Source organism: Serratia sp. JSRIV004 (assembly GCF_019968705.1).
Lineage (GTDB): Bacteria > Pseudomonadota > Gammaproteobacteria > Enterobacterales > Enterobacteriaceae > Chania > Chania fonticola_B.
In genome coordinates, this window is the sequence record NZ_CP074140.1 from 2,559,182 (window position 1) to 2,584,354 (window position 25,173).

At 52.9% G+C, this 25,173-nt stretch carries 26 protein-coding genes, 3 tRNA genes and 1 riboswitch; of the genes, 20 read left to right on the forward strand and 9 right to left on the reverse strand.

The genetic code is table 11. The features are described from left to right. Positions 1 to 55 precede the first annotated feature (55 nt). Complete coding sequence (gene cobD / locus KGP21_RS12215) at positions 56 to 1,129, reverse strand: threonine-phosphate decarboxylase CobD (protein WP_223538355.1); 1,074 nt, start codon at positions 1,127 to 1,129, stop codon at positions 56 to 58. Between the two features lie 222 nt (positions 1,130 to 1,351). Next, a riboswitch (cobalamin riboswitch) is annotated at positions 1,352 to 1,545 on the forward strand. Between the two features lie 160 nt (positions 1,546 to 1,705). Here cobD and cbiB point away from each other — a divergent pair. Genes cbiB through cobT form a run of 6 tightly spaced genes read left to right on the forward strand, consistent with a single transcriptional unit; the run spans position 1,706 to position 7,227 of the window. Further along, complete coding sequence (cbiB, locus tag KGP21_RS12220) at positions 1,706 to 2,662, forward strand: adenosylcobinamide-phosphate synthase CbiB (protein ID WP_059200489.1); 957 nt, start codon at positions 1,706 to 1,708, stop codon at positions 2,660 to 2,662. Between the two features lie 49 nt (positions 2,663 to 2,711). Next, positions 2,712 to 4,253 (forward strand): cobyric acid synthase, encoded by a 1,542-nt coding sequence (locus KGP21_RS12225; RefSeq protein ID WP_223538520.1) that lies wholly within the window; start codon positions 2,712 to 2,714, stop codon positions 4,251 to 4,253. After that, entirely contained in the window at positions 4,250 to 4,795 is a 546-nt protein-coding gene (cobU, locus tag KGP21_RS12230) for a bifunctional adenosylcobinamide kinase/adenosylcobinamide-phosphate guanylyltransferase (protein ID WP_021804766.1), read from the forward strand. Before KGP21_RS12225 ends, cobU begins: the two co-directional genes overlap by 4 nt. Beyond that, positions 4,792 to 5,538 carry an adenosylcobinamide-GDP ribazoletransferase gene (cobS, locus tag KGP21_RS12235; protein WP_223538357.1) on the forward strand — a complete coding sequence of 249 codons (747 nt, stop codon included), beginning with the start codon at positions 4,792 to 4,794 and terminating at the stop codon, positions 5,536 to 5,538. The genes cobU and cobS overlap by 4 nt, the downstream gene beginning before the upstream one ends. Positions 5,539 to 5,547: 9 nt before the next feature. Then, a complete protein-coding gene (locus tag KGP21_RS12240; protein WP_223538359.1) occupies positions 5,548 to 6,165 on the forward strand; it encodes an adenosylcobalamin/alpha-ribazole phosphatase in 618 nt (205 codons plus the stop codon). 3 nt (positions 6,166 to 6,168) lie between these two features. Next, positions 6,169 to 7,227, forward strand: a complete 1,059-nt coding sequence (cobT, locus tag KGP21_RS12245; RefSeq protein ID WP_223538361.1) for a nicotinate-nucleotide--dimethylbenzimidazole phosphoribosyltransferase — start codon at positions 6,169 to 6,171, stop codon at positions 7,225 to 7,227. A gap of 101 nt (positions 7,228 to 7,328) precedes the next feature. Here the strand turns inward: cobT and KGP21_RS12250 are convergent, their stop codons facing one another. The 3 genes from KGP21_RS12250 to KGP21_RS12260 are packed head-to-tail and all read right to left on the reverse strand — an operon-like array spanning position 7,329 to position 9,763. Then, entirely contained in the window at positions 7,329 to 8,618 is a 1,290-nt protein-coding gene (locus KGP21_RS12250) for a cytosine permease (protein WP_094982300.1), read from the reverse strand. 19 nt (positions 8,619 to 8,637) lie between these two features. Next, a complete protein-coding gene (locus tag KGP21_RS12255; RefSeq protein WP_059200494.1) occupies positions 8,638 to 9,327 on the reverse strand; it encodes a PAS and helix-turn-helix domain-containing protein in 690 nt (229 codons plus the stop codon). 25 nt (positions 9,328 to 9,352) lie between these two features. Continuing rightward, positions 9,353 to 9,763: a GNAT family N-acetyltransferase gene (locus KGP21_RS12260; protein ID WP_021804760.1), complete on the reverse strand. Its 411-nt coding sequence runs from the start codon at positions 9,761 to 9,763 to the stop codon at positions 9,353 to 9,355. A gap of 502 nt (positions 9,764 to 10,265) precedes the next feature. On the opposite strand from KGP21_RS12260, the gene KGP21_RS12265 reads away from it, so the two are divergent. Beyond that, positions 10,266 to 10,499 (forward strand): hypothetical protein, encoded by a 234-nt coding sequence (locus tag KGP21_RS12265; RefSeq protein WP_024486733.1) that lies wholly within the window; start codon positions 10,266 to 10,268, stop codon positions 10,497 to 10,499. A 114-nt stretch (positions 10,500 to 10,613) separates the two neighbouring features. Here the strand turns inward: KGP21_RS12265 and KGP21_RS12270 are convergent, their stop codons facing one another. Next, the gene (locus tag KGP21_RS12270) at positions 10,614 to 10,928 is read right to left on the reverse strand and encodes a hypothetical protein (RefSeq protein WP_081050627.1); all 315 of its coding nucleotides are present in this window, start codon (positions 10,926 to 10,928) and stop codon (positions 10,614 to 10,616) included. A 389-nt stretch (positions 10,929 to 11,317) separates the two neighbouring features. Here KGP21_RS12270 and KGP21_RS12275 point away from each other — a divergent pair, with 389 nt between their 5' ends. Beyond that, positions 11,318 to 11,491, forward strand: coding sequence for a hypothetical protein (locus KGP21_RS12275; protein WP_021804758.1), 174 nt, complete (start codon positions 11,318 to 11,320; stop codon positions 11,489 to 11,491). A gap of 146 nt (positions 11,492 to 11,637) precedes the next feature. After that, on the forward strand, positions 11,638 to 12,552 hold the full coding sequence (locus tag KGP21_RS12280; RefSeq protein WP_223538363.1) for a DMT family transporter: 915 nt from the start codon (positions 11,638 to 11,640) through the stop codon (positions 12,550 to 12,552). Between the two features lie 66 nt (positions 12,553 to 12,618). Here the strand turns inward: KGP21_RS12280 and cycA are convergent, their stop codons facing one another. Further along, entirely contained in the window at positions 12,619 to 14,019 is a 1,401-nt protein-coding gene (cycA, locus tag KGP21_RS12285; protein ID WP_223538365.1) for a D-serine/D-alanine/glycine transporter, read from the reverse strand. Between the two features lie 630 nt (positions 14,020 to 14,649). Here cycA and KGP21_RS12290 point away from each other — a divergent pair. Continuing rightward, positions 14,650 to 15,078: a universal stress protein gene (locus KGP21_RS12290; RefSeq protein ID WP_021804757.1), complete on the forward strand. Its 429-nt coding sequence runs from the start codon at positions 14,650 to 14,652 to the stop codon at positions 15,076 to 15,078. Positions 15,079 to 15,452: 374 nt separating this feature from the next. Here KGP21_RS12290 and KGP21_RS12295 read toward each other — a convergent pair whose 3' ends face one another. Beyond that, positions 15,453 to 15,677, reverse strand: a complete 225-nt coding sequence (locus tag KGP21_RS12295; RefSeq protein WP_021178352.1) for a DUF2594 family protein — start codon at positions 15,675 to 15,677, stop codon at positions 15,453 to 15,455. A gap of 792 nt (positions 15,678 to 16,469) precedes the next feature. Between KGP21_RS12295 and uvrY the strand changes: the two genes are divergently transcribed. The 8 genes from uvrY (at position 16,470) to KGP21_RS12335 (ending at position 22,157) form a co-directional block, all read left to right on the forward strand. Further along, a complete protein-coding gene (uvrY, locus tag KGP21_RS12300) occupies positions 16,470 to 17,126 on the forward strand; it encodes a UvrY/SirA/GacA family response regulator transcription factor (protein WP_021178351.1) in 657 nt (218 codons plus the stop codon). Further along, positions 17,119 to 18,951 carry an excinuclease ABC subunit UvrC gene (gene uvrC, locus KGP21_RS12305; RefSeq protein WP_071680541.1) on the forward strand — a complete coding sequence of 611 codons (1,833 nt, stop codon included), beginning with the start codon at positions 17,119 to 17,121 and terminating at the stop codon, positions 18,949 to 18,951. The genes uvrY and uvrC overlap by 8 nt, the downstream gene beginning before the upstream one ends. A 56-nt stretch (positions 18,952 to 19,007) precedes the next feature. Next, a complete protein-coding gene (pgsA, locus tag KGP21_RS12310) occupies positions 19,008 to 19,556 on the forward strand; it encodes a CDP-diacylglycerol--glycerol-3-phosphate 3-phosphatidyltransferase (RefSeq protein ID WP_021804755.1) in 549 nt (182 codons plus the stop codon). 144 nt (positions 19,557 to 19,700) lie between these two features. After that, positions 19,701 to 19,776: transfer RNA gene (locus tag KGP21_RS12315), tRNA-Gly, on the forward strand. Between the two features lie 55 nt (positions 19,777 to 19,831). Continuing rightward, a tRNA-Cys gene (locus tag KGP21_RS12320) sits at positions 19,832 to 19,905 on the forward strand. Positions 19,906 to 19,915: 10 nt separating this feature from the next. Beyond that, positions 19,916 to 20,001, forward strand: a tRNA-Leu gene (locus KGP21_RS12325). Between the two features lie 243 nt (positions 20,002 to 20,244). After that, positions 20,245 to 21,573, forward strand: a complete 1,329-nt coding sequence (locus KGP21_RS12330) for a PD-(D/E)XK nuclease family protein (RefSeq protein ID WP_223538366.1) — start codon at positions 20,245 to 20,247, stop codon at positions 21,571 to 21,573. 179 nt (positions 21,574 to 21,752) lie between these two features. Further along, a complete protein-coding gene (locus KGP21_RS12335; protein WP_059200536.1) occupies positions 21,753 to 22,157 on the forward strand; it encodes a hypothetical protein in 405 nt (134 codons plus the stop codon). A gap of 55 nt (positions 22,158 to 22,212) precedes the next feature. Here KGP21_RS12335 and KGP21_RS12340 read toward each other — a convergent pair whose 3' ends face one another. Next, the gene (locus KGP21_RS12340) at positions 22,213 to 22,665 is read right to left on the reverse strand and encodes a hypothetical protein (RefSeq protein WP_094982295.1); all 453 of its coding nucleotides are present in this window, start codon (positions 22,663 to 22,665) and stop codon (positions 22,213 to 22,215) included. A gap of 266 nt (positions 22,666 to 22,931) precedes the next feature. Here KGP21_RS12340 and KGP21_RS12345 point away from each other — a divergent pair, with 266 nt between their 5' ends. Then, positions 22,932 to 23,351 (forward strand): hypothetical protein, encoded by a 420-nt coding sequence (locus KGP21_RS12345; protein WP_115158355.1) that lies wholly within the window; start codon positions 22,932 to 22,934, stop codon positions 23,349 to 23,351. A gap of 86 nt (positions 23,352 to 23,437) precedes the next feature. Here the strand turns inward: KGP21_RS12345 and KGP21_RS12350 are convergent, their stop codons facing one another. Further along, the gene (locus KGP21_RS12350) at positions 23,438 to 23,932 is read right to left on the reverse strand and encodes an Lrp/AsnC family transcriptional regulator (protein WP_024485698.1); all 495 of its coding nucleotides are present in this window, start codon (positions 23,930 to 23,932) and stop codon (positions 23,438 to 23,440) included. Positions 23,933 to 24,071: 139 nt separating this feature from the next. Here KGP21_RS12350 and KGP21_RS12355 point away from each other — a divergent pair, with 139 nt between their 5' ends. After that, positions 24,072 to 25,028, forward strand: a complete 957-nt coding sequence (locus KGP21_RS12355) for a DMT family transporter (RefSeq protein ID WP_223501319.1) — start codon at positions 24,072 to 24,074, stop codon at positions 25,026 to 25,028. Positions 25,029 to 25,173 lie beyond the last annotated feature (145 nt).

Consider the following 25,173-nt stretch of genomic DNA (forward strand, 5'->3'; position numbering starts at 1 on the left):
TGCATCCGTTCCGATAATCAAAGATTAACGTTTGATGCCTAAAAACTCCTGCGCCTTAGCCTTCCTCCAGTATCTGTTGCAGCGCGGCTATCAGCCTGCGGTTGGCCGCTTCGCTCTTGATCGCCACCCGATAATAGTCGGCGGAAAGGCCAGGGTAGTTGGCACAGTGGCGGATCAGGATGCGGTGCTGCAACAACGCCTGCTGCAGATCGTAGCCGGGGCGCAGGCAGCGTAGGAATATATAGTTCGCTGCCCCTGGCCAGATACGCAAGTGCGGCAAGGCTGTCAGCGCGTCAAACAACCAAGCACGCTGCTCTGTCAGCCATTGGTGGGTTTGCTGGATGTAATCGAGATCGTCCAGGATCACTTCGCCGGCCAGTGCCGCATAGGCATTGATGGTCCAGGGTTCGCGTTGCTGTTTCATCTGTTGCAGGCCAGCGCGATCGCTGCTGACCAGATAGCCGAGCCGCAGCCCGGGAATGGCGAAGAATTTGGTTAATGAACGCAGAATGTAGAGGCGTGAATAGTCCGCCATTTGTGGGATCAGCCCCGGCGCATCTGGCAGAAAGTCGATAAAGGCTTCATCAACGATCAACGCAATATTGTGCTGGCGACAACAGGCGACAATGGCCTGCAATAGCGCGGGGTCTGGCATCAGCCCGGTCGGATTGTTGGGGGTAGCCAGGAACAGGCAGTCCGGTTGGCGCTCGGCCAGCACCTGTAGCAACCGCTCATCGGGCTGAAATCCACCGGCTTCATCCAGCGGGTAGTCCTCGATCTGGCAGTCAATCCGCTGCAATGCCCGGCGGTATTCGGCAAACCCAGGCGTTAGGAGCAGCGCCGTGCGGGGGCGTAGCCGGTTCACGATGGCGTAAATCAGCTCGGTGGCCCCGTTGCCTGCCATGATATTTTCCGCCGGGCAGTGATGAACCCCTGCCAATGCTGCATGCAGACGCCGGTATTCAACGTCGGGATAGCATTCGGCGCTGGTCAGATGCTCGATAATCGCCGCCTTCAGGCTGGCGGGCATGCCCAATGGATTGATATTGGCGCTGAAATCAATAATCTCGGCCGGATCCAGGCCGCTTTTCAACGCCATTTCCAGTACGTTACCACCATGTTCACTCACGGTTTTGCTATTCCCCCTGTCAAGTTTGCGTGCAGGATAACACAGGGTAATCGCCGTTGATCCGGCGTAAACCAAACCTGTCGCTCTGGTGAATGCCAGATCTTGGCGTGTATTCGCGATATCAACAGGTTATTATGGCATGGCGATTGTCGAGGCTATCGAGATGATAACTAAGCGATAAATTGAAGCGTTGCGTTTATTGAAGCGAAAACGTGGTAATTAAACGAATTATTGCCAACTGGATAACCCACATCCTGAACGATAACAGGTTGTGGTTGGGAAGGGGGTGTAACTCCCCCGCAGCCCCCGCTGCTGTGATGCCGACGAGTCCACTGCGCCACTGATCTGAGGATTGGGAAGGGAGTGGATAAGGATGACGCTAAGCCAGAAGACCGACCAGTTGGTCACACATTCAACACCTTCGGTGGGAAGGGGGTTGTCATGAGATACGTGCAGCTATGTTGCACCGCTTGGTCGTATCCTGTTGACACCTAAATCCCGCCCGAGAGGTCGGGATTTTTTTATGTCATTAACCCACCATCAAGTTTTCTCGATCGTGGCTATAAGGTGCGTGCCATGACGCTGCTAGCCTGGTTCGTGGCCTTTCTGCTCGACAGCCTGTTAGGCGACCCGCCGCACTGGCCGCATCCGGTGCGCTGGATCGGCAACCTGATCACGGTGCTGCAACGCGCGATCCGCCGGATTTGCCATAGCGAGAGGGCGCTAAAACTTGGTGGCGGGCTGTTGTGGCTGGGCGTCGTAGGGTTGGTCTGGCTGGTCAGTTGGGGCTTTTTAACGCTGATGCAGCATATTCACCCGTGGTTGGGCTGGCTGGCGGAAGTCTGGCTGATCTATACCCTGCTCGCCGGACGCTGCCTGGAACAGGCGGCCATGGAGGTTCACCGGGCCCTGCAGAGTGCCGATCTTGAGGAGAGCCGCCGCAAGCTGTCGTGGATTGTCGGGCGGGATACCTCACAACTGGAAGAGCCGCAAATCACCCGGGCGGTGGTGGAAACGGTGGCGGAAAACAGCGTGGATGGCGTAATTGCGCCGCTGTTCTTTTTACTGATCGGTGGGGCACCGTTGGCAATGGCGTATAAAGCGGTTAACACTCTCGATTCAATGGTGGGCTATAAAACGCCGAAATACCGCGCCATCGGCTATGTGTCGGCGCGGATGGATGACTTCGCCAACTGGTTACCCGCCCGGCTTAGCTGGCTACTGCTGAGCTGCGCGGCCCGGCTGCACGGATTGAACTATCGCCAGGCGTTACGTATCGGCTGGCGCGATCGCTATCAGCATACCAGCCCCAACTGCGCCTGGTCGGAAGCGACCGTGGCTGGAGCGCTGGGAGTACGGCTTGGCGGTCCTAACAACTACTTTGGTCAGCGGGTCGAAAAGCCGTGGATCGGTGAGGCTCGGCGGGAGATCGAGCTGGCAGATATTCCCCGCAGCACGCGTCTGATGATGACGGCCTCGCTGTTGGCTCTGCTGCTGTTTGCCGCGTTGCGCCTGCTATGGCTTGGCGCTTGAAATAATAATGGTTTGCGCGGCTCAGCCAGCGCTACGTGGAGAATAAGTGATGAAACGGTGTGTGATGGTGCAGGGAACCGCATCCGATGTGGGTAAAAGCGTGCTGGTGGCCGGGCTGTGCCGGATCTTCATGCAGGATGGCTATCGCTGTGCGCCGTTCAAATCGCAGAATATGGCGCTCAACTCTGGCATTACCGCCCGTGGCGAAGAGATGGGTCGTGCGCAGATCTTTCAGGCCGAGGCCGCCGGTATCGCACCCGATGTGCGAATGAACCCGGTCCTGCTGAAACCGACCAGCGATTGTCAGGCGCAGGTGGTGCTGATGGGTAAAGTGGCCTGCAATATGGACGCAGTCAGCTATCACGAGTACAAGCCGCAGTTACAGCAACAAATCAGCGAGGTGTATCACAGCCTGGCCAGCGGCTACGACATCATGGTGCTGGAGGGGGCGGGTAGCCCGGCGGAAATCAACCTGCGCGACCGTGACATCGTCAATATGGGCATGGCGGCGATCGCCGATGCGCCAGTGCTGTTGGTGGCCGATATCGATCGCGGCGGGGTATTTGCCGCCATTTATGGCACGTTGGCACTGCTAGAACCGGATGAAAAAGCTCGGGTGAAAGGGGTGATCATAAATAAATTCCGTGGTGATATTGCCTTGCTCTATTCGGGCTTGGAGCAGATTGAGGCGCTGACCGGTGTGCCGGTGCTGGGCGTGATGCCCTGGTTGAATATCGATCTGGAAGATGAGGATGGTGTGGCGTTGCAAAATGGCAAATATGCCCCGACAGGCAGTAGCTATGAGCTGGACATCGCGGTGGTACAACTGCCCTATATGTCCAACTTTACCGATTTTAATGCCTTGGCGGCCCAGCCGGACGTAGGGCTGCGCTATGTTTCGCACCCGGCGGCGCTGGCCGGTGCCGATCTGATTATCCTGCCGGGTAGCAAAAATACCCTGGGGGATCTGCAGTGGCTACAGCACAGCGGGTTGGCGGCGGCGTTACAGGATCAGCACCGGGCCGGAGTGCAGATCGTGGGTATTTGCGGCGGCTACCAGATGCTCGGTAAGCACATTATTGATGGCGTGGAGTCCGGTGTGGAACAGATGGCGGGTTTGGGCTTGCTGGATGTCACCACCCGCTTCGCACCGCAAAAAGTCACTACGCAGGTGACAGCACAATGTGAGCCTGGGTTGCCCGGCCTCTGGTCTGGCTGTGGCGAGCAGGATGTCGTTGGTTATGAAATCCATATGGGCACCACCCAGCTTGGCTCAGAGGCTACGCCTTTCTCCCGCCTTTCCCTACGCAATGGGCAGCCGGATAGCGCCTTCGACGGTGCAGTGAACCCCACCGGTAACGTGCTGGGCAGCTATATCCATGGCTTATTCGACAGCGCGCCTTTTTGCCGTGCGCTACTAAACCAATTGCGCCAGCGTAAAGGGCTAGCGGTTTACGACGGCCCGGCTTTCGATTATGCCGATTACAAGCAGCAACAGTTTGATCTGTTGGCCGATAAGATGCGGGAACATATTGATATGGATAAAATTTACCGCTTGATGACCGAGCACCAGCAAACGGAGGCACAATGATCCTGATCACCGGCGGAGCACGCAGCGGCAAAAGTTCGCTGGCCGAAAGGTTAGCGAGCGGTGTCAGTGACCGGGTGTTGTATATCGCCACCTCGGTGGTCACCGATGAGGAAATGGCCGAACGGATCAAGCTGCATCGCCAAGCCCGGCCCGCTCATTGGCGTACCTGGGAGGGGAGCCAGCAACTGGCCAGTGTGATCGACCAACAGGCGGGGGCGGGAGATGCGGTGATCCTGGAGTGTATTACCACGCTGATCGCCAACCAGATGTTTGACCTGACCGGGGAGACGCCGGTGGAAAGCATCGATTTTGCCGTGGTTGAAACGGCAATCCAACGGCAGATCGATGATCTGCTGGCCGCCTGCGCCCGCAGCCCGGCGGCGATTTATCTGGTCACCAATGAACTGGGGATGGGCATCGTGCCGGAAAACCGTTTGGCACGACACTTCCGTGATATTGCCGGGCGTGTTAACCAGCGTTTGGCCGCCGCCGCCGAGTCGGTGCTATTGGTGATTTCTGGTATTGAGGTCAAGATCAAATGAGTCTGCGACTATTTTGGGCCACCCTGCAACTGATGACGCGTATCCCGCTGCCCGCGAGTTGGACACAGGGATTGGCGATGGATAATTACCAGCGCGGCATTGTCGGTTTCCCTTTGATTGGCCTGATCGTGGGTGCAATCAGTGGGGCCGTCTTTACCCTGTTGGCCCCCTGGTGTGGGGTGCCGCTGGCGGCGTTGAGCTACGTGCTGGCATTGGCTCTGGTTACCGGCGCCTTTCACCTCGACGGATTGGCCGATACCTGTGATGGCGTGTTCTCGGCCCGCACCCGGGAAAAAATGCTGGAGATCATGCGTGACAGCCGCCTTGGTACCAATGGGGGTTTGGCGCTGATCTTTATCGTCGTGGCCAAAGTGTTGGTGATCAGCGAACTGGCATTGCGTGGGGTACCGATGTTGGTCACGTTAGCGGCAGCGGGAGTGGCCTGCCGGAGCCTGGTGGTATTGATGATGTATCGCCAGCCTTATGCCCGTGAAGGTAACGGGCTGGGGAACCTTTACATTGGCAAGATCAGCGGGGGGCAAACGCTGTTCACTCTGGCGCTAGGGGCCGCTTTGGTCGCCTTGTTAGGGCATGGGCAGGGGCTGTTTGCGCTTGGCTGTGCGCTGATCGCCGTGCTGTTGCTGCGAGCCTATCTGCGCCGCCGTCTGGGCGGGCAAACGGGTGACACTCTGGGGGCGGCGATAGAAATTGCCGAATTGATCTTCTTACTGGCACTGCTGTGAGTGGGCGTTATGCGGCTATTTTTGGTACGACACGGGCAAACGGCGGCGAATCGACAGGGCGTATTTTGTGGCATGACCGATTTACCGTTGACCGAGCAAGGTGAACAGCAGGCCAGGCAGATCGCACAATGGCTGGCCGAGGTGCCTTTTACCCAGGCGATCAGCAGTGAGTTACTACGTGCCCGGCATACCGCCGAGATTGTGATTGGGCAGCGGGAACTGGCGATCCAACCTGACGGAGGCTTTAACGAAATGAATTTTGGTGACTGGGAAATGTGCCATCACCAGGATTTGCAGCAGCAGGATAGTGCAGCCTGGGCCGACTGGGTGGCGGATTGGCAGCGAGCCTGCCCGCCAGCGGGGGAGTCCTTTCCACTGTTTTCAAAGAGAATTAGCCAGCAGGCCCAACGTCTGCTGGACGAACAGGGCGATGGCGATCGTCTGCTGGTGGCGCACCAAGGCTCCCTGAGCCTGTTGCTGGCAGGGTTACTAAAGCTGCCTGCCGCCGGGATGTGGCACTTCCCGTTTACCCAGGGAGCCTACAGCGTGGTGGAACTCAACCAGGGGTTTGTCACGCTAAAGGTATTTAACAGCCAGGCTCATTGGCAGCCTGCAAGTAGAGAATAAAGTATGCAAACATTGTCATCGTTAATCGACCTGATTAAGCCGTTGGACGCGGCCGCCATGCAACAGGCAGCGGCAAAGATTGATGGCCTGCTTAAGCCACCAGGCAGCCTTGGCCGCCTGGAACAGTTGGCAACCCAACTGGCCGGGATGCGCGGTTTTAGCGGGATGGCCGCCAGCCGCAAGCAAATCATCGTCATGATGGCCGATCACGGCGTTTATGCCGAAGGAGTAGCGGTGTCACCGCGTGAAGTAACGGTGATCCAGGCGCTGAATATGGTGAAAGGCAATACCGGCGTCTGCGTATTGGCGGCCAATGCCGGTGCCGAGGTGAAGCTGGTGGATGTTGGCATCGACAGCGAACCCTTGCCGGGCCTGATCGACATGAAAGTTGGGCGCGGCAGCGGCAACATTGCGCGTGGTGCGGCAATGACGCGCCAGCAGGCGGAGGAGTTGCTGTTGGCCACGGCTCAATTGACGCTGGAACAGGCGGCGCTTGGGGTGAAGCTGTTTGGCGTTGGTGAGTTGGGGATGGCGAATACTACGCCAGCCGCTGCGTTAGTTAGCGTCTTTACCGGCCGCGATCCGCAGGAAGTAGTCGGCATTGGGGCCAATTTCCCCAGCGATCGTTTGCACCACAAGGTGGACGTGGTGCGTCGGGCGATTGAGGTAAATCAGCCGGATACCCAAGACGCGTTGGACGTGTTGGCGAAGCTGGGTGGATACGATCTGGTGGGAATGGCTGGCGTGATGCTGGGGGCTGCGGCCGCCGGTTTGCCGGTGATCCTCGATGGTTTTCTCTCATATTCTTCCGCGCTGGCGGTTTGCGGCATTGCGCCTCAGGCTCGGGATTACCTGTTGCCATCCCATTTTTCCGCGGAGAAGGGCGCGGCTGCGGCGCTTGAGCACCTGCAATTGGCACCTTACCTGCATCTGGATATGCGACTGGGGGAGGGGAGTGGTGCCGCAATCGCCATGCATATCGTGGATGCGGCCTGCGTGATGTTCAATCAGATGGGGTCGCTGGCGGACAGTAATATCGTTATTCCCGGTAGCGCGACCTGACCGGCTGATACCACCACCAAGGTTTCATCTTGTAGAGGCGCCGTAGGCTGCGCCCGCTTAGCCAGGGTCGAACATATGCTCGACCCTGTTAATGCGACAAATTAAGCAGTTTGCAGGCTGGTTGCCCGGCCAAACAGGCGTTTAAACAACCAGTAAATCACGCTGGCTGCCAGCAGTGAGTTAATGGTTGGCACGCCCCATTCCGTCACCAGGCCGATCACGCTACCGACAATGCTGGCGATAATCGCTGCCCAGCCGATGAGTGGCGTTTCTTGCGGCAGTTGGCCGAGCTGGCGGCTGGCGTCCAGCGCATCGCGGTGGCTGCGCAGCACGAAATAATCCACCAGCATGACGCCGAGGATCGGTGGGAATACCACGCCCAGCACGGTCAGGAAATCCACAAACCGATCCAGGATCCCCAGAACCGAAAGCAGCGTGCCCAACAGACCGATAATCACCGTGGTCGCGGTATATTTGAGCTTTTTACCGGTGATCCCTTCAACCGCATTCACCACGCCCAAGGACGACGAATAGAGGTTCAGATCGTTGACGCGCAGGGTAGAGAACACCACCACCAGCAAACCGATACCGCCCGCACTCTGGGCCATGATCGTCACCACGTCTGCGGTGCCGAGCGTTTTGGCAATAAAAATCGCCAGACCGTTAACCACGAATTCACCGGCAATAATGGTCAGCAGCGTAATGCCAAACACGTGGCGTTTGTTTTTGGAGTAACGGGTCAGGTCAGGGGTCATCAGGCTGGCAACAATGGCACCGCCAACGACGATGGTGATGCCCGCGCTGATGGTTAACGCGTCCCCCATCGGTGCAAGCAGAATGGCCTCATGCAGTTTCTGCCCGGAGAGGACGTTATAGGAAATAAAGAACACCAGCAGGATAAACAGCGGCACAGCAATACGAGCTGTAATGCGCAGCGCTTTAAAACCAAAAGCGACCAGCACCGTCAAAAACAGGCCGGAGAGTGAGGCTGACAGCGGGAAGCCCAGGCGATCGCCCAAGGCGAAGTTAAGCGATTTGGCAAAGATGGCGTTCTGAATGCCAAACCAGCCCAACAGGCTGACGGCCACTACCAGGCCGATAAGCACCGAGCCTATGCGGCCAAAGCCACACCAGCGAGCCAGCAGGCTGCCGGAGATACCTTCTCTCATCCCGGCCAAGCCCAGCCCGAACGTCACGACCCCAAAGATCAGGCTGCCAATCGAGATGGCGATAAAGGCATCGGTCAGGGTCATTGAGTTACCCAGCACGGCACCCAGCATAAACTGGTCCAAGGCCGTTAGCATACCCATATGCACGATGGCGACGCTGAGGAAGGAGACCCTCTTATCCTGCGGTACCCGGCTCAGTGGGTAGTCTTCAATTTTAATCACGATAATCTCTCGTTAACGTTTAAATAAATTGGATGCCTTTTTCAATCAGGCGTACTGGAATGTAGCTGTCCAAGTTCACCTGTTTGCAATACTCTTCGAACTGCTGGAGCGTATGCACATCGGCTTTTTGGTAGATGTTGTAGATTCTATTTTCTATGGTTTTATTGCTGACGTCATATAACCTGGCAATCTCTTTGTTGGTGTAGCGCTGCAGCATTAAAAATATGATATCCAGCTCAGACTGGGTAAAAATCTGGATGCTGACTTCGGTGGTTAATATGCTGGGCTTTTGTTGGTTGATATATTTTAGCGGTGAAAAACTGTCCAACGGACGGGCGTTCCACATGGTGCCAACCAGCTCTTCCTTGTCATTATAAATAGGCAGTTTTTCGCTGACAAAGGGGACCAGGCTGTCGCTGCCGTACCAGAAGTGCGTCTCGATAACGGCTACGCGATCGCGCGTTCCTTCGGTTTTCCTGTCGTGTTCTTGCAAGTCGGGGGCAAACTCTGCCCAATCGGCGGGGAACTCGGCATCAAGCTTGCCCGCAATATCGAAATTGAGAGGTGTGTTGGTATAAAGATAGGCCGCCTTATTCATATAAATATGGCGTGAAGATAAATCTTTAATGCCCCAAGGCTCATTTAAATGTTCCATCATGGTGATGAGACCTTTTAAATATAATTCATTGCTCTGCCAAAATGAATCCATTTGAACCCCTCATACTTCAGCGCTATCAGATGTTTTTCGCTAAATAGATGCGAGTATGGCGGTGCGCATAACCCGCTAAGTTGCCATACGGCTGGTACCCCAGTTTTTCGTAAAACGCCTGCGCCTGAAAACTGAAGGTATCGACATAGGCCATATGGCAACCGCGCTTGACGGCTTCCTGTTCTGCCCGCAGCATCAGATCACGGCCGTAGCCTTTTTTGCGATACTCGTCACCTACCCACAGGTACTGGACTTCTAATCCCCCCCACCAGGTTCTGGCAACCAGCCCGGCCACAATCTGCCCGCGATCGTCGGTGACGGTCAGGAATAACGGATGAATATCTACCTCATCATACTGATGGTTGTGCGCCCAGAGGCTGTCAATCACGAACTCTTCGTCCTGCGGATTTGGAGTGTCCGTTACGTTAATCTTCATGGCCAATCTTTCCTTTTCATGCTAATAATTCAAACGTTCATTAAGGTCTCTGTATTGATTAGCTTTTGTTAACATTTATTGTCAATGATTACAAGGGTGTTTTTCACCTGTTTTCCTGATGGCAAAAAATGGGTATGTTGTTGGTAAGAGAAGGGAATAATTGACCTTTCTCAAGAGTATACCGAATAGAGAATATTGTGCTTCACCAGGGATACGCCCTTTAGGGCAGAGGATAGTGACAAGAGCAAGCTAACTTGCCAACCGCACTATGCCTCACTGAACATGTAGTAAGATTTACCATCACTTCGCAGTAATGCATTGCGCAAAGTAGCGGATTAAACTCCGCTACTTTGCCGCAAAATCCGTGCCTTTATCGTATAATTACCTGTTAAGCACCCCGTTTCGTGGTGCTCCTCGCTTCAAGTGGCCCCACTGAGGTATTATGACTGAGCGACCGATTTCGCGGCCAGCTCGCAACAGGTGAGAAAGTATTGATGGCATTATGAAAACACTTAAGCCGCGCCGCCCTCATGGGCGGTGGATCTATTACATTCTGCACGAAGATATTCTGTGGCCATGCCCAGTCAAATGGGAGTGGGAAGAGAATTTCGAGGCATGGTTGCCTTTTTACTACTCGCCCACCTTGGAGTTTGTGGCAGGCGATCCGGCGAAAGCCGTCAAGGTGACGAAACCCCAAACGCCCGGCTTGCAGCCGAAACGCCTGGAGTACGCTTGATTCGGGTATGCCCGATGATTATTCAACCCATCCCTGAATGCCGATACTCGCCAAGCCTTGCTATCCGGCCTGAAGTAATCCATCCCTGACGCATCGCCGTTTTTCTGGCGGAACTCAATTGAGTAAATCGTGAACGGTGCGGCGCACGTAGTGGGTCATCTGCGCCAGGTCTTCGGGCGCAACCGGGCCACCGCCAGCCAAGACGACCTGTTGCTCGATCTGGGCGATCTCTTGCTCAACCCGGTTGGCGATTTGCACCTTGACGATCTTGTCTACCGATGACAGCAGAACCTTCAGTACCACTTTCAGCGCAATGTTTTCGCAGAATGAATCGTAGGAGTGGGCTGTTGGCGGCGCTTCTACCGCCGGTGGCGGCATGCGTGGGGCCATAGCCTTGAAACTGTCTACATTTTCAATAATAAGATCCATGTCTCTTATTAGTTCATCAAAATCTTTAGACACTGACTTATTTCCCTTTGCAGTACGCAAAAAATAGAACGCCTGGCTTTGGTTGGCTGACAGGCGGACACAGCTTGAATCGACCGGACGTTCAACGGGTGAGCGGTAGGCTGGTCGGCATTTTAACCCTGCTCGGGTTCCGCAAACAAGATAGGGATGATTGATGGTTTGCCTTCTATGTATAACTGCTAGTGATGGTTTTTCGCTGTCTATACAAAGTGTATTGCCGCCTGGAGCTCTGATAACCGGTGCCCTATGATAAAAAATGCGAAGGGTATTCAGATAAACGCTTAGACCGCAACCCGACAAGCGCTGCACAGGCTAAACTTGAGGGGCAGATATTCACACAGGGAGGAGATATGGAACCCGAACGTGGCATTAAGCGAGTGATACTTTCTGATGGCGCTATCAAACATGTGGTGGTGGAAGACGCTATGGGTAACGAGCGCACCCTGGCTGCCGTAGATTACATCTCTGAGGGGATACAGCCGCCGTTGGAAACGCTGCCGGAAGTCCCGGCCCAGGAAGAGTAAAAAGACCCAGGAGGATGGGTTGTCAACCCTCGGCACCGGGCGGCGATTGCTGCTGCCAATCCGGCACGATATTGCCCATTGCTAGCCTTTTCCCCATACTGGCAGAAATTGTGTATTTTATTGCACCCAGCAGGAAGGGCAAGTCAGTGTCAACGGTCAAGAAAAACTCTACTCCCTCGCTGTTTCTGAAGATCAAACCCCAGGAAGCCGTGCTGGTCCTTATCACCATGCTCTGGGGCGGCACCTTTTTGGCCGTGCATCAGGCGATGCTGGTCAGCGGGCCATTCTTTTTTGTCGGGCTACGTTTTGGCACCGCGACGTTGGCGCTGGTGCTGTTTTCTCTGCGTTCGCTGCGGGGGATGACCTGGTACGAAATCAAGGCCGGGGTGTTTATCGGCACCTCGATCATGTTCGGCTATGGCCTGCAAACCATGGGGCTGCAAACCATCACCAGCAGCCAGTCGGCATTTATTACCGCCATGTACGTGCCGATTGTGCCGTTATTGCAGTGGTTAGTCCTTGGCCGTATGCCGGGGATTATGTCCTGGATTGGCATTCTGCTGGCCTTCGTCGGGCTGATGCTGTTGAGTGGGCCAAGCAGTTCCAGCCTGGCATTCAGCGGCGGTGAATTCCTGACGTTGGTCAGTGCGCTGGCGATCGCTATCGAGGTGATTTTAATCGGTGCTTTTGCGGGCAAGGTCAATGTGCGGCGGGTGACCATTGTACAGTTGGCTACTGCGTCGTTGTTATCGTTTTTGATGATGGCTCCTACCGGGGAGTCGGTTCCGGCGTTTTCCAACTATCTGCTTTACAGCGCGGTAGGGCTGGGGATCGCCAGTGCGGTGATCCAACTGACGATGAACTGGGCACAACGCAGCGTTTCACCTACCCGTGCCACGGTTATTTATGCCGGTGAACCGGTATGGGCTGGGATAGTTGGCCGTATCGCCGGTGAGCGTTTGCCTGGGTTGGCGCTGATTGGCGCAGGGTTGATTGTGCTGGGGGTGATTGCCAGTGAGTTGCGTATTCGGCGTAAACCAAAGCCAGTAGAGTTGACATAGGGGCGGGCGCTGCATGCCGCAACTGTAAAAACGCCGCGTGAGAGCGCGGCGTTGTAATAACTAGGGTTAGGCCGACTTCTTACGGCGCACAAACTGATAACCGATCCCCAGAATGATAAACCACAGCGGCGTGACGACCAGCGCCTGGCGTGTGTCCTCGCGCAGCGTCAGCAGCACCAGCACGAATGCGAAGAACGCCATGCATACCCAGCACATCAACTTACCGGCAGGCATCTTGTAGATCGATTTCTGGTGCAGTGCCGGGCGTTGCTTACGGTAGACCAGATACGAGCACAGGATGATGGTCCAGACGAACATGAACAAAATGGCCGACACGGTGGTGACCAGCGTGAATACGGTCATGACGTTCGGGATCAGATAGATCAGCACCACGCCGCCAAGCAGACAGATACAAGAGAAGGTCAGGCCGTTTGCCGGTACCGCACGCTTGGACAGGTTGGCAAAGGATTTAGGCGCATCGCCTTCCTGCGCCAGGCCGAACAGCATACGGCTGGTGGAGAACACGCCACTGTTGGCGGAAGAGGCGGCAGAGGTCAACACCACGAAGTTGATCACGCTGGCTGCGGCTGGCAAACCAATCAGTACGAACAGCTCGACGAACGGGCTCTTATCGGCCACCACCGAGTTCCAAGGCGTTACCGACATGATCACGATCAGCGCGAAGACGTAGAACATGATAATGCGGATCGGGATGGAGTTGATGGCGCGTGGCAGCACTTTTTCCGGATCTTTGGTTTCGGCCGCGGTGGTTCCCACCAGCTCGATACCCACAAAGGCAAACACCGCAATCTGGAAGCCTGCAAAGAAGCCGCTAATGCCTTTCGGGAACATTCCGCCGTCATTCCATAAGTGGGAGAAGGAGGCTACGCTGCCGGTTGGGGATTCGAAGTGCATCGCCACCATCACCAGACCGGCGATGATCAGGCCCACTATCGCGACGATTTTGATCATCGCAAACCAGAACTCCATCTCACCGAACATTTTCACCGTTGCCAGGTTCAGGCTGAGCAGCAGCAACACGCACAGTAAAGAGGCGACCCATTGGGAGAGGTCGGGGAACCAGAACTGCGCGTAGGCGGTAATGGCCACCACGTCGGCAATACCGGTCACCACCCAACAGAACCAGTAAGTCCAACCGGTGAAGAACCCTGCCCAGGGGCCGAGCAGATCGGCGGCAAAGTCGCTGAAAGATTTGTACTGCAGATTGGAGAGCAGCAGCTCGCCCATCGCGCGCATCACGAAGAACAGCATAAAGCCGATGATCATGTACACGAAGATGATGGAAGGCCCGGCCAGGCTGATGGTCTTACCGGAACCCATAAACAAACCTGTACCAATGGCACCGCCGATAGCGATCAGCTGGATATGTCGGTTTGAGAGGTTTCGCCTTAGGTGATCTTCTGATCCGGGCGTGGCGTCCACTGCTATTTTAGAATGATCTACCATCGTATGCTGTCCTGTTTTTACCTGTCATGAGTGGAATGGCGAGCTCTGAAGTGGCTCTTTTTTATCTGTATTAGCCGGTTTTTCCGACAAAAGTAAGGTAACTCAATATCACCACCTTTGTGCAACATTTTTACAACATAATGAGGTGGGATCAAAGCCGATTATTCTTTACTCAGGGGGAGGCAAATCGGACGTCTAGGGGGCGGAAGATTACTCTTTACCGCGGCAAATGAACAGTACCAGTAGTGGTTATCTCATTGATTAAACAGGGGCTTATAAAACTCGCATGAGAAAAACTAATGCTAAAAGGCGATTAAACTCATGCTGATGTCTGTCTGTGCTTGAGGGGCGTTAATAGCGGGCTTTGCGCGGGGAGCAGTTGAGTTCTAATCAGTTTATTGCTGCAGCTGGCGCGGCTTGGCAGTGGATCGCCGGGCGTGCAGCGTACATTTGGTTGGTTTTGCGGTTTAAATCACAAAAGTATAAATCATTGGTTGAGTCATGGTGGTCAAAAGGTCGAGAAGCCACCAGCTACACCTGTTGATCACAAAAGCATCATAAATAGGTACAAGCTCCCATTGGCCAGCGGTAAGCTGTGTTCATCACGGTAATACAGAGAGGGGATTGAATATGTACAAGACCATTTTAGTACCGGTAGATCTTGCAGAAGACGTATTGACTGAACATGCGCTCGAACACGTGGAGTATCTGGCCAAGATGTCTGGGGCCAAGGTGCATTTCTTCCATGCCTTGCCGGATGCTTCGGCGTTTGTGACCGCCTATTCGTTTGGCATCAAAGAGTTTGAAAATCAGGCTGAAGTGAAGGCGGTGGAGGGGTTGAAGAAACTCATGGCGAAGATCGACCTGCCGTTGGAGCGTCTTTCTTATACCATCAGCTTCGGTTCGCCACGTGACGAGGTGTTACAACTTGCCGAGGAAATCTCAGCCGATCTGATCGTGATTGGCTCTCGCCGTCCTAGTGTCAAAACCTACCTGCTCGGCTCGAATGCGGCCGCCATTGTCCGCCACGCCAAGATCTCGGTGATGGTAGTCCGATAATCAGTAGTGAGTCTTCATCAAACCCGGCCCGCACCTTGCGGGCCAATCACCCCCCCAAAGAAAACGGTGCTGGCCAGCATGCCCGTGCAGATACTGCGCGAAAAGGTAAGTTAATTCCTAATCTATAGGGCTATTTATTCGCGTCACGAACAATAATGGGGTAATAAAAATCCCACAACATTATTAATGATTAAATGGGACTAATCCTATTGTTGTTTTTTCAACTAATGATTAATGCGCTAGAGTGAATGTAGGTTAAGTTAATGATAGAAAATATTCTGTTACGAAACTTATCATTCGACCGTTCAGGAGGGGCGTTAATTACATCGCCAAGCCGTTATCAGACCCCAAACGGGGGCCTGATAGCGCACGGATTATTGGCGGTAGGCGTGCTTGATCTGCTGAATACTGTTCTTGAAGATTTCAGCCTGATCCGGGTCATCTACCTGAGCGGCAAAACGTTCCAGATTGATGATCACTTTACCGGCATCAGCCTGGCCAATTGCCTTTAATATCAACGTCAAAGTAGCTTTGAGGCAGGCCACTTCGGTGGCCAGCGCTTGCGGGTTTGCAGACGTAGTGAAGTCAACGTTGCTCATTTTATCTCCTGAATTTTAAGGCGTAAGCCTGAAGTGAAATATGAAATGTGGTTTGATGCACAACAACCCGCTGCCGACCCACCCAGGCAGACCCCGTGCCTCATTTAGGGCGCGGAGTATATCACAGCATCGGCAGTTCGTATCGCTGAGGCCGCGTGGCGAGGGCACGATGCCCGTTAGGGCTGGTCGGCAGGGCATTTTTTTGCGCTAGAGGTGTAATTCCTCTGTATACTCATTTATAGTTAGCGACGGGATGTGCGCTTTCAGATAACGTGGATTTTATAAAGTAATACTGGCTTAATTCGACGTGATGAATAACTATTTCATCTGCAAGCTATTGACATTTAGGACGGTTATTTTCTCTTGAAATGTCACCTTTTTCCCCATCTACAACGGTTATGTATTCTGAATAAGGGTTTACCTACAGCGGTTTGTACGTGATTAAAAATGGCGTAATTTTGTTATTTTTTTGTAATTCATATAGTTACGGGTGATAATTGGCAGGGTGGTTATTATCTGGTTTTGTGAAAACAGCGATTAATTTTCCCGCCAGAAGGCGTAAAATGGCGTATCATGGTGGTAATGTATTGAGCCTAATAGGCTTGATGGTTTTTTATCCGTTAACCAGTGCTTTAATCGTAACAAAGGTGGTACAGGGGTCGACAAACCTGGCCATAGTTAACCGAGAGTAAGTATTAATCTGTATTCATTCTTTGCTGAAAACCAAGTAATATCTGTTTAGATGACAGAGGCTGATTGATTGCGTTACTCCCTTATTTTGGAGAATTTTCCTTGATTAGCGTTCTTCTTGTTGATGACCACGAACTGGTGCGCGCAGGGATACGACGCATTCTTGAAGATATCAAAGGCATTAAAGTTGTTGGCGAAGCACAATGCGGTGAAGATGCCGTAAAATGGTGCCGCGGCAACACTGTCGATATCGTTTTGATGGATATGAATATGCCGGGTATTGGGGGGCTGGAAGCCACCCGTAAGATTGTGCGTTACACGCCCGATATCAAAGTCATCATGTTGACTATTCATACTGAGAATCCGTTGCCTGCCAAGGTGATGCAGGCGGGCGCAGCTGGCTATCTGAGCAAAGGCGCAGCACCGCAAGAGGTGATTAATGCGATCCGTTCGGTACATGCTGGCCAGCGCTACATCGCTTCGGACATCGCCCAGCAAATGGCATTAAGCCAGTTGGAGCCGCAGGCGGAAAACCCGTTCAGTACCTTGTCTGAGCGTGAATTACAAATTATGTTGATGATCACTAAAGGGAAGAAAGTGAATGAGATTTCAGAACAGCTGAATCTCAGCCCTAAAACAGTGAATAGTTATCGTTATCGTATGTTCACCAAGCTGAATATCAGCGGGGATGTTGAATTGACCCATCTGGCGATCAGACACGGGCTGTTCAACGCGGAGACATTGTTAAGCAGTGAATGATCGTTTTGATGCACCGGCATTTCTTAAAACCGTAACCAGTCAGCCTGGCGTATATCGCATGTATGATCTGACGGGGACGGTGATCTATGTGGGTAAGGCCAAGGACCTGAAAAAACGTCTCGCGAGCTATTTTCGCACTCAGGTCAGTAGCCGCAAGACGGAAACGCTGGTCAAAAATATCGCGCAAATTGACGTTACCGTTACCCATACGGAAACCGAGGCGCTACTGTTGGAACATAATTATATCAAGCTGTATCAGCCCCGATATAACGTTCTGTTGCGTGACGATAAATCCTATCCGCTGATTTTTTTGAGTGCCGATAGCCACCCACGGCTGACGGTACACCGTGGTGCCAAGCATGCCAAAGGTGAATACTTTGGCCCGTTCCCCAATTCTTACGCCGTGCGTGAAACGCTGGCGCTGTTGCAAAAACTGTTCCCCGTGCGTCAATGCGATAACAGCGTCTACCGCAATCGCTCACGTCCTTGCCTGCAGTATCAGATTGGCCGTTGTCTGGGGCCATGCGTCGCCGGTTTGGTGAGTGAGGAAGATTACCGTCAGCAAGTAGACTATGTGCGCCTGTTTTTGTCCGGTAAGGATCAGCAGGTCTTGCACCAGTTGATTGCGCGGATGGAAAACGCCAGCAAACTGCTCAATTTTGAAGAAGCTGCGCGCATCCGCGATCAGATCCAGGCGGTACGGCGAGTAACGGAAAAGCAGTTTGTCTCAGGAGACAGCGACGATCTGGACGTGATCGGCGTGGCTTTCGATGCGGGTATGGCCTGCGTACACGTGCTGTTTATTCGCCAGGGTAAAGTGTTAGGCAGCCGCAGCTACTTCCCGAAAGTGCCGGGTGGTACAGAATTGAGTGAAGTGGTGCAGACCTTTGTGGGCCAGTTCTATTTACAAGGCAGCCAGGCGCGCACTTTGCCAGCCGAGATCCTGCTGGACTTTACGTTACCGGAAAAAGATCTGCTGGCTAGCTCGCTAAGCGAACTGGCTGGCCGCAAGATCCAGATCCAGAGCAAGCCGCGTGGCGACCGTGCCCGCTACTTGAAGCTGGCACGTACCAATGCCTCGACGGCGCTGGTCACCAAGCTTTCTCAGCAATCGACTATCCATCAGCGGCTGGCGGAACTGGCGAAAACGCTGAACCTGACCGAAATAAACCGGATGGAGTGTTTCGATATCAGCCACACCATGGGCGAGCAGACCGTGGCTTCCTGCGTGGTGTTCGATAGCAATGGTCCACTGCGCTCGGAGTATCGGCGCTACAATATTACCGGCATCACGCCGGGTGATGACTATGCCGCGATGGCGCAAGTGCTGAAACGGCGCTATGGTAAAGCTCTGGAAGAGAGCAAGATCCCGGACGTCATCTTTATTGATGGCGGGAAAGGGCAACTGGGTATGGCGATTGACGTGTTCAATTCGCTGAACGTGACCTGGGACAAGAACAAACCATTGTTGATCGGTATTGCCAAAGGCAGCGATCGCAAAGCCGGGCTGGAGACGTTGTTCTTCGTCCCTGAGGGGGAGGGGATTTCGCTACCTTCGGACTCGCCGGCACTGCACGTGATCCAGCATATTCGTGATGACTCACACAACCATGCGATCACCGGCCATCGCCAGAAACGGGCGAAAGTCAAAAACACCAGCGCCCTTGAACTGATTGACGGCGTTGGGCCAAAACGGCGTCAGGTGCTGTTGAAGTATATGGGTGGACTTCAACCATTATTGAACGCCAGCGTTGAGGAAATTGCAAAAGTGCCGGGTATTTCACAAGCATTGGCAGAAAAGATCTACAATGCATTGAAACACTGAGGGCAATGTAGCAACATACTCTTAATTTCCACTCCAGCCAGATAGTTACCAGCATTATGCAATTGAATATACCGACTTGGCTTACCCTGTTCCGCGTAGTTTTGATCCCATTCTTCGTCCTGGCGTTTTACCTGCCGTTCGTCTGGGCTCCCATGCTCTGTGCGGTCATTTTCGTGTTTGCTGCTGTAACCGACTGGTTTGACGGCTTTTTAGCCCGTCGCTGGAAGCAGACAACCCGCTTTGGTGCGTTCCTCGATCCGGTTGCCGATAAGGTGATGGTGGCGGTGGCCCTGGTGCTGGTAGCGGAGCATTATCACACCTGGTGGATCACTCTGCCTGCGGCAACCATGATTGCCCGCGAGATCATTATCTCGTCGTTGCGCGAATGGATGGCGGAAATCGGCAAGCGCAGCAGCGTGGCGGTTTCGTGGATTGGCAAGGTGAAAACCATGGCGCAGATGATGTCATTGGTTGGCCTGTTGTGGCGGCCGGAGCCTACGGTGGAGTATCTGTCGTTCGGCTTGCTGTACATCGCGGCCGTGCTGACCTTCTGGTCAATGTTCCAATATTTGAACGCGGCACGCCGCGATTTGCTGGAACCTTGATCGAAGCGATGTAAAAATCGGCAAACGAACCCGGTGAGATAACAATTTTATTGACTCACCACGCCAGATAAGTAGAATGCATCGCATCAGACGGCAGCGGTGAGTTGCCAAAAGATTTAAAAAAATCAGCAAGTTCTGATTAATGCGGGAATAGCTCAGTTGGTAGAGCACGACCTTGCCAAGGTCGGGGTCGCGAGTTCGAGTCTCGTTTCCCGCTCCAAATTTAGTAAAGCTGGTGATTGCGAGCTTTAGCCTGCAAAGGCAAACAGAATTAAGGCGCGTTAACAAAGCGGTTATGTAGCGGATTGCAAATCCGTCTAGTCCGGTTCGACTCCGGAACGCGCCTCCAATTTTCCCGAGCCCGGGTGGTGAAATCGGTAGACACAAGGGATTTAAAATCCCTCGGCTTATGGCTGTGCGGGTTCAAGTCCCGCCCCGGGTACCAGGAAAATACACTAAGAATAATCAAAGCAATATGTAGTAATGTCGTACCGCCGAGAGGCGGTTTTTTTGTGCCTGAAATCTGCTTTGGAACCTTTTCGGAAGAGGCTCTCGGAAGATAGAAGTCGCAGTCGGCATACTATTCAACCCCACTAGCGGCACCCCCTGCAACTTTTTCTCGTTATTCCTACTACGGAAATCTCCCAAAGAGTTTCCAGCAATCCCAACTATTAATGGACAATTAGCTATGGAATCGCAGGACCTGTATTCATTTCTCTCTGATAATCGATTGGTCGACTTGGTCGAGTGTGTAAAGGTTTCGGACGACTTTCTGGACGTTATCTCGCTGTCTGAAACACAACACTCCGATATGCTCGCCTGGTGTCTCCATCCTAACGAAGGCCATGGGCAAGGTGATGCCGTGGTTAAGGACTTGTTGGTGGCTGCCTATAATGCAGGCGCACAGACGAATAAGTTCTCAAATAAGGCCTTCTTTGAGAAATGGACACCAGGTCGTGTACGCACATCAAGCTTCGGTTCTACGTTCATCGCCAGGGAATTCAGTTTGTCAATCAGCGAGGCCAATAAAAGGGGGCGTCTTGACCTATTTTTGATTGATCCGAACAATCGTATCGTCGTGACCATAGAAAATAAGGCTGGAGCCGCCTTAACGGAAGGTCAACTGAGTTCTTATTACACCGCTGTGAATGCTCAAATCAGCAGTCGCAAGGTGTTTAAAGATTACGACTTTGCCTATTTGGTGGTAGATCGCGATTTGTCGCAGTACACCGAAGAACATTTAAAGTCGTTAGGCAATAAGTGGACTTTGCTCGACTATAGCTGGTTGGAAGCGTCTGCAAATCGGGCTCGCCATCACATAGAGCGTAATAACCAAGCTGCCCAACTGCTGATGGCATACTGCCAAAAGCAGACGGGATGGCAAGGCCCGAACGAAAAACGCGTTTCAGAGCTGGCGGCAGAGTTAGCTTCACAGCATGAGACTGTGGTGGAAGCGATCAAAAAAACCAGAAGGATAGGTCCAACAGAGTGGAAACCTCTGCACTTTAGTGGGCCAGAAAGCGAACTATTGCTGTTCATTCAACAAAACCGTCAGTTATGCGATCTCTTGGTGCAAGCCCGAGGGATCGGCTCTGTTTTGGTCAGCTTGCGCAAGCAATTACCAGACCTTGATCATGAAAACATTGAGCATGGACGCTTATGGCTTAGATTTTCCACGGCAGAGATGCAATCGCTGATGCAGAGCTCTGATGGATATTGGCCAATTTATCTGAATATCTTTCGTGAGACCAAAAATGATGATGAAAAATCGAAATTCACGTTAAGGCTTATCTGGGTGAAGGACGAGTTCAATGACGATGAATGTGATAGTCAAGCGCTGAGAGAACTCATGGCGAAAAGTTTCCCTGGGTTAGAAAAATTTTGCGACAGCGTAGAGAGGCGATTAGTCGTAGGTTCCAAATTAAACGCAGGCGAGGTAGTAAAAAAAGCGGTTGAGATCGCCGCTAAAGTAGGGGCGCAAATCGACGCGGCTCGGCAAAGCGAGATACTTCGATAGCTGTGCAGATACCTGGAACATTTGATTTGCCTTGGGCGTTATCCTCGAAGGTGTAATGCAGAACAATGAGCTAGTATAATCAAGTACATAGCACGTCCTTTTATGCTGGTCCTTGTCACTATCCCATCTTCATGGTAATAACACTGAAAGGTTCGCACCATAAAAACAGGGGAGTAAGCATGAGTCAGTGGGATATTATTGTTGTGTTTTCATTGGTCATCACATATATACCCTGCTTTTGGTTTTCGGGTATGCTTGCCACCGCCCGGAGCATTGTGGAAGAGTTTGGAAATGACAAGATCTATGCGCAGCTGTTTGTACCTGGCTGGGCCAAAAAATGCGCGGGTATAGCTTTCGCAGCCCATTACTGCTTTGTTCTACTGATCGTTACTCTAATGGACTGGGTGTTTGGTTTGGCAGCGTTTGGTGCGGGCATGATCCCTTTTGTGCTCATACCTCTCCCGCTCATGGCCAAAACGTATCGTGGGATATACCGAAATAAAGCATTGAGTATTTACAAAAGTGCCCCTGACTCAGGGAAAATCATGCTGAAAATGCTAAAGGAAACCCAAAAAATCCTTTAGCGTACTGAGCTGCTGGTGCCGCTAGTTCTGCGATCTACTATTTTCCTCGTTTTCTCTATTTGGCATTAATCACTCCTTTGCTGCCTGCATCATTATCCACCCAGACATCTTGCCCCTTGAGGCGACGATCTCCTTGAATGGTATAAGTGATGGTGCCACTTCTGAACACCAGCGCGCCATCAGATTTTTTTGCCTTGACCTGCTTGCCGTTCACCAATACACGATCCTTACCATCGATACTGATTGTCGCTACCGTGGCACCTGTCTCTGGAAAGGTGGCAACCCACTCACCGGCATATGGGCTGGCACTGGTGTCAGCAGTGGGGGCGGCTCCAAAGCCGGCCTTGGCATTCTCGGCCTTGGTTTTGTGAATGTCACAGCCTTGAGCCTCGGTCACTTGGGTACAGCCAGAACGCTCCAACTGCTGGGCAAATTTTGCGTTGATGGCGTGGGCCGGGGCGATGCCAAGTAGCGTCAGTGTCAGCATAACAGCTGCATTTTTTGACATTGTAGTTCCTCCAAAATGAGCCGATCTATTGCCACGGAAACGGACCGGATATTTCGGTGGCTGAGGGGTATATCTAAATCTAGCACTCAATAGCCCTTAACGCGATTCAACAAGCAACGAAGCATTTTCTCATTCGGTGGTCGAATACAAACGGAGCGCTATGGCTTCTCTATCGTCGATTTATAAATTGAATGGATTCAGCCCGATTTTGTTGCCAGCGGCAACTGGTATGCTACAAGACTCGGCTATTCACTCAGGAGATGACGATGGAATTTGAAATTGAGATTATTAACCCGGCGAAACATCCAGAGCTAGCGGCCCAGCAGGTGGTTATCGAGTTGATCCGCGCAGGGAAAATTGACAACGCCTTTAATGGTGCCAAAGCGTTAAACACTTACCAAAACCTGGTGGAAAAGTATAAGGCATTAGCTGCAGAGCCCGGTGCTGTTCAGGCTAAGGACAACCCTACAGCGCTCCCTGCCTCGGAGGTTAAGATGGCTACATTGCCAAGTAAACCTGCAGTGGTTGCAGCCAAAGCAAAAAACAATGTCGACAAGGCCCCCGTAGCGGCAAAATCGAGGGCCAAGACATCGGCTCCAGCGGTTAAAGAGTCAACCGTTGCTGCAGAAGTCGTTGCCAAGCCAAAGAAAGCCAAACCAAACCCGACTACAGCCAAGAAAAAATAATCCTTCTATGCGCGGAGGCGCCCGTTTCCGCGCAGTTTATTTCAGGTTGAAGTTTGTCAGCTCAGGCGTGACTCGTGATCAAACGGCTATTTCGTCGAGACTATGCTGATGCCTTCGGCCGGTAGCGGCAGCGCCGTTTTATAGCGCACCTGCTTGAGGGCAAAGCTGGAGCGGATGTTGGCTACGCCCGGTATCTTGGTCAGATGATCCAGAATGAAACGCTCAAGCGCGCGGATATCGGGCACCAATACCCGCAGCAGATAATCGGCATCGCCCGTCATCAGGTAACACTCCATCACTTCTGGGCGCTGATCAATGGCCTGTTCAAAGTTACTGAGTGCACCTTCAACCTGCTTTTCCAAACTCACCTGAATAAATACGTTCACATGGAGCCCTAGCACCGCCGGTTCCAGCAAGGTGACTTGCCCCCTGATGATGCCCAACTCCTCCATGGCTTTTACACGGTTGAAGCAGGGAGTTGGGGATAGATTGACCGAACGGGCAAGCTCAGCATTGGTGATCCTCGAGTTAGTTTGCATCGAGTTCAGAATGGCAACGTCTGTGCGATCAAGCTTCTTCATATGAGAGAATTTACCCTTAAAATGTGATTTATGAGGTTAAAATGACTCATAAAAACCGATTTGAAAAACATAATAAGAGAAAGTTTCCCCGGTTATCCAGATAAAATTAGCATATTGCATGAATGGATGAGAAACCGCTGTGGATACTGAGGGTAAATACTTAACCAGCTCGCCAAGCGTGCCGAGCTATACGCCTGATAGCGTGAAAATCAAAGGCGTCCTGCTGCTGGTTGGGGCCATTGTGATTTGGGGGGCTAACTGGCCGGTGATGAAGGCAGGGCTTTCACATATGACGCCGATTTGGCTTTCTTCCACCCGATTTGTCAGTGGTGCGCTGTGCCTGTTTGCTCTACAGATATTGACCAAAAAGTTGCGATTCCCGCCCCGCAAGGATTGGCCGTTAGTGGTGAGCGTCGGGCTGCTGCAAATGCTGACATTTACCGTGCTCGGTGCTTTTGCCATGACCGAAGTGCCTGCTGGCCGATCCGCTATCCTGGCTTACACCACGCCACTCTGGGTCACGCCAATCGCAGTGGTATTTTTCCGGCAGCCGCTTTCGCGTCGGCAACTGATGGGATCGTTGCTGGGTGGTGTAGGGGTCATTGTACTGTTCAACCCGTTCACGTTTAACTGGGGCGATAAGGTTATGATTGTGGCTAACCTGATGTTGCTGACGGCCTCCTTTGCCTGGGCGATGTGCATTTTGCACTTGCGTTATCATAAAGGAGTGTGCAGCGCGTATGAGCTTGCTCCCTGGCAGATGTTGCTGGCAAGCGTACCGTTGGCGTTGATGGCTCGGGTATGCGAAGGGCCATATACCGGCGATGGTTCTACATCGTTAATCGAAATACTGCTGTTTATGGGCCCGCTGGCGACCGCGTTCTGCTTTGTTGCGGTGAATGCCGCCAGCATGTGGCTGTCGAGCACCAGCATGTCAACGGCGATGCTCGGGGTGCCGGTGATAGGCTTACTGATGTCCGTTGTCTTTCTGGGGGAGCAATTGACTCTCACGCTGGGTATTGGCCTGCTGGTCATTATGGCGGGTATTTTTATCGTGACGGTAAAACCATCGACAAATGGCATTAAGACTTCCTAGCGAATCTGCTACGGGTTCATAACCTGGCTAAGTTGAACGAGGCCGCTGACAACATCTTGACCGGCTTCATGCAGCGCCCATTGAGACTAATAAAAAGGCCAGAGTCGTTACGCTAACGAGCTCTGGCCTGTTTGTTCACCGAGGA

What these genes read in the sequence shown, in the direction of transcription:
- KGP21_RS12290 (WP_021804757.1), top strand. Translation starts at nt 14,650, where the DNA reads ATGTACAAGACCATTTTAGTACCGGTAGATCTTGCAGAAGACGTATTG.
- KGP21_RS12295 (WP_021178352.1), bottom strand. Translation starts at nt 15,677, where the DNA reads ATGAGCAACGTTGACTTCACTACGTCTGCAAACCCGCAAGCGCTGGCC.
- KGP21_RS12340 (WP_094982295.1), bottom strand. Translation starts at nt 22,665, where the DNA reads ATGTCAAAAAATGCAGCTGTTATGCTGACACTGACGCTACTTGGCATC.
- cobU (WP_021804766.1), top strand. Translation starts at nt 4,250, where the DNA reads ATGATCCTGATCACCGGCGGAGCACGCAGCGGCAAAAGTTCGCTGGCC.
- KGP21_RS12265 (WP_024486733.1), top strand. Translation starts at nt 10,266, where the DNA reads ATGAAAACACTTAAGCCGCGCCGCCCTCATGGGCGGTGGATCTATTAC.
- KGP21_RS12240 (WP_223538359.1), top strand. Translation starts at nt 5,548, where the DNA reads ATGCGGCTATTTTTGGTACGACACGGGCAAACGGCGGCGAATCGACAG.
- KGP21_RS12335 (WP_059200536.1), top strand. Translation starts at nt 21,753, where the DNA reads ATGAGTCAGTGGGATATTATTGTTGTGTTTTCATTGGTCATCACATAT.
- cycA (WP_223538365.1), bottom strand. Translation starts at nt 14,019, where the DNA reads ATGGTAGATCATTCTAAAATAGCAGTGGACGCCACGCCCGGATCAGAA.
- KGP21_RS12275 (WP_021804758.1), top strand. Translation starts at nt 11,318, where the DNA reads ATGGAACCCGAACGTGGCATTAAGCGAGTGATACTTTCTGATGGCGCT.
- KGP21_RS12330 (WP_223538366.1), top strand. Translation starts at nt 20,245, where the DNA reads ATGGAATCGCAGGACCTGTATTCATTTCTCTCTGATAATCGATTGGTC.
- KGP21_RS12225 (WP_223538520.1), top strand. Translation starts at nt 2,712, where the DNA reads ATGAAACGGTGTGTGATGGTGCAGGGAACCGCATCCGATGTGGGTAAA.
- cobS (WP_223538357.1), top strand. Translation starts at nt 4,792, where the DNA reads ATGAGTCTGCGACTATTTTGGGCCACCCTGCAACTGATGACGCGTATC.
- KGP21_RS12345 (WP_115158355.1), top strand. Translation starts at nt 22,932, where the DNA reads ATGGAATTTGAAATTGAGATTATTAACCCGGCGAAACATCCAGAGCTA.
- KGP21_RS12270 (WP_081050627.1), bottom strand. Translation starts at nt 10,928, where the DNA reads ATGGATCTTATTATTGAAAATGTAGACAGTTTCAAGGCTATGGCCCCA.
- pgsA (WP_021804755.1), top strand. Translation starts at nt 19,008, where the DNA reads ATGCAATTGAATATACCGACTTGGCTTACCCTGTTCCGCGTAGTTTTG.
- KGP21_RS12255 (WP_059200494.1), bottom strand. Translation starts at nt 9,327, where the DNA reads ATGGATTCATTTTGGCAGAGCAATGAATTATATTTAAAAGGTCTCATC.
- KGP21_RS12350 (WP_024485698.1), bottom strand. Translation starts at nt 23,932, where the DNA reads ATGAAGAAGCTTGATCGCACAGACGTTGCCATTCTGAACTCGATGCAA.
- KGP21_RS12260 (WP_021804760.1), bottom strand. Translation starts at nt 9,763, where the DNA reads ATGAAGATTAACGTAACGGACACTCCAAATCCGCAGGACGAAGAGTTC.
- cbiB (WP_059200489.1), top strand. Translation starts at nt 1,706, where the DNA reads ATGACGCTGCTAGCCTGGTTCGTGGCCTTTCTGCTCGACAGCCTGTTA.
- cobT (WP_223538361.1), top strand. Translation starts at nt 6,169, where the DNA reads ATGCAAACATTGTCATCGTTAATCGACCTGATTAAGCCGTTGGACGCG.